This is a genomic window from Bacteroides sp., assembly GCF_029057325.1.
Classification (GTDB): Bacteria; Bacteroidota; Bacteroidia; order Bacteroidales; family Bacteroidaceae; genus Bacteroides.
Genome location: NZ_JAICZW010000119.1, coordinates 1 through 2,754, shown reverse-complemented (window position 1 = coordinate 2,754; position 2,754 = coordinate 1). Strand labels below are relative to the sequence as shown.

The following is a 2,754-nucleotide window of genomic DNA, read 5'->3' as shown; positions in this document are numbered from 1 at the left end:
ATGGGGATGGGAGAGCCGCTCGACAACCTGGACGAGGTGCTGAAGGCGTTGGAGATAATGACTGCCTCTTATGGCTATGCCTGGAGCCCTAAACGCATCACTCTTTCTACGGTGGGAGTGAAAAAGGGATTGAAACGGTTTATAGAAGAGTGCGATTGTCATCTGGCGGTCAGCCTTCATTCGCCGGTGCCTTTGCAACGCCGCGAGTTGATGCCGGCAGAGAAAGCTTTCTCGATAGCAGAGATAGTGGAACTACTGAGGGGATATGATTTCAGCAAACAGCGCAGACTCTCTTTTGAATATATCGTGTTCAAGGGTGTGAACGATTCTCTGCTTTATGCCAAGGAATTGCTGAAGCTGTTGCGCGGGGTGGATTGCCGCATCAATCTGATTCGTTTTCATGCCATTCCGGGAGTGGATTTGGAGGGTGCCGATATGGAAACGATGACTGCCTTCAGGGACTATCTGACATCGCATGGGCTGTTTACGACTATACGTGCATCGCGTGGTGAGGATATATTTGCGGCGTGCGGCATGCTATCTACAGCAAAGCAAGAGGAGAATAAACAAGAATTAATATAAATTATCAGTTTGGACAAGATGTAAGTTACGTATTTTCCGTAGTTTTGTGAAAACTAAAAAAGAGAGGATATGAAGAAGCATTTTTTTTATTTGAGTATGGTATGGGTACTGACGCTTGTCACGGCGTGCAGTGGTAAGAAAGGCGTGTTTACTCCGACTTCCAGCGGTCGCGCGTATGAAGTTTTGGTAGTGGTTGACCCCGGATTGTGGGAACGTCCTGCCGGCAGGGCTCTTTTTGATGTACTCGATACCGATGTTCCGGGACTTCCGCAGTCGGAGCGTTCTTTCCGCATCATGTACACGGCTCCTGCCAGCTATGATGCTACGCTGAAACTGATTCGTAACATCATCCTTATAGATGTGAACAAAGATCGTTATACGCAACCCAAATTCAAACATGCTAAGGATGTATATGCCGCTCCGCAATCTATTCTGACCATTCAGGCTCCTGACGAGAAATCGTTTGAAACATTCGTGACGGAGAATAAGCAGGTGATTGTTGACTATTTTACTCATGCCGAGATGAATCGTCAGATTGCCGCATTGGAGGGCAAACACAGCGATTACGTCGCTACGAAGGTGAAGAGCAAATTCGATTGCGATGTATGGGTGCCGGGCGAACTCGCCTCGTTTAAGGAGGGGGAGGACTTCTTCTGGGCAGGTACGAATACGGCTACCGGTGACCGCAATTTTGTCATTTACTCTTATCCCTATACCGATAAGGATACATTTACGAAGGAGTATTTTATACACAAACGCGACTCCGTGATGGAAGTCAACATTCCGGGAGCTCGTGAAGGCATGTATATGATGACAGATTCTCTGATGACCGACGTGCGCCCCATCAGCGTGCTGGGTGAGTATGCGTTGGAAGCCCGCGGCTTGTGGCGCGTGAAAGGCGACTTCATGGGTGGCCCATACGTATCGCATGTTCGTTTGGACAGAGCCAATCAGCGCATTATCGTATCGGAAATCTTTGTGTATTCGCCGGATAAATTGAAACGGAACCTGGTTCGCCAAATGGAGGCTTCACTTTACACCGTGAAGCTGCCCGGCAGCAAGCAGGAAGGTGTGGAGATTCCGGTAGGCGCAGCTTCAACTGATAACTAACTTGAGTGAGGGTGTGTCGAAATGAGAAGAGACTCACATAATGGTATAATTTAGGCACGGATCGCATAGCTTGCACGGAATTCTTTTCTTTCGCTAATTCGTGTGTTCCGCGTAATTTGTGCCTGATAGAGACGGAAAGCTTGTTTTGACATCACACTGAAAAGAATAAATAGATTTGATAAAATGGAAAATAACAGAATAAGAGTCGGCATTACGCAAGGCGACATCAATGGAGTGGGATATGAAGTGATTTTGAAAACCTTTGCAGAGCCGGCCATGCTGGAACTTTGCACCCCCATTGTGTATGGCTCGCCCAAGGTTGCGGCCTATCATCGCAAATCATTGGATTTGCCGACCAATTTCAGCATTGTGAATTCGGCATCCGAAGCGGTGCACAATCGCCTGAGTGTGGTGAACTGTACGGATGATGAAGTGAAGGTTGAGTTCGCTAAACCAGACGCTGAAGCCGGTAAAGCTGCCCTTAGCGCTTTGGAAAAAGCCATTGAGGAGTATCAGAATGGGCTGATAGACGTGATTGTGACGGCTCCCATCAACAAGCATACCATCCAGTCGGAGGAGTTTGCTTTTCCCGGACATACAGAGTACATTGAGCGGAAGTTGGGGAACGGTGAGAAGGCGCTTATGATTCTGATGAAGAATGATTTCCGTATGGCGCTGGTGACCGGACATATTCCCGTCAAGGAGATAGCCACCACCATTACCAAAGAGCTGATAGAGGAAAAACTGAAGATTTTCAACCGCTCGCTGAAGCAGGATTTTGCCATTGGGGCACCACGCATTGCGGTATTGTCGCTCAATCCGCACGCCGGTGACGGTGGATTGTTGGGAACGGAAGAGCAGGAAATCATTATTCCCGCCATAAAGGAAATGGCGGCTCAAGGCATTCTTTGCTATGGGCCTTATCCGGCTGACGGATTTATGGGGTCGGACAACTACACACGGTTTGACGGTATTCTGGCCATGTATCACGACCAGGGACTGGCTCCGTTCAAGGCTTTGGCGATGGACGAAGGGGAGAACTACACGGCCGGGCTTCCGGTG

The 2,754-nt window shown here is 48.7% G+C and carries 2 protein-coding genes and 1 pseudogene; all 3 read left to right on the top strand.

Annotated elements, in window-relative coordinates; genetic code table 11:
- Nucleotides 1-582: pseudogene (locus tag K2G43_RS07170) on the top strand (23S rRNA (adenine(2503)-C(2))-methyltransferase RlmN); the annotation flags it as partial.
- A 69-nt stretch (nt 583-651) separates the two neighbouring features.
- The gene (locus K2G43_RS07165) at nt 652-1,692 is read left to right on the top strand and encodes a DUF4837 family protein (protein WP_300153788.1); all 1,041 of its coding nucleotides are present in this window, start codon (nt 652-654) and stop codon (nt 1,690-1,692) included.
- A gap of 183 nt (nt 1,693-1,875) precedes the next feature.
- Nucleotides 1,876-2,754, top strand: an 879-nt coding sequence (gene pdxA, locus K2G43_RS07160) for a 4-hydroxythreonine-4-phosphate dehydrogenase PdxA (protein WP_300153786.1), incomplete at its 3' end; no start/stop codon positions are given.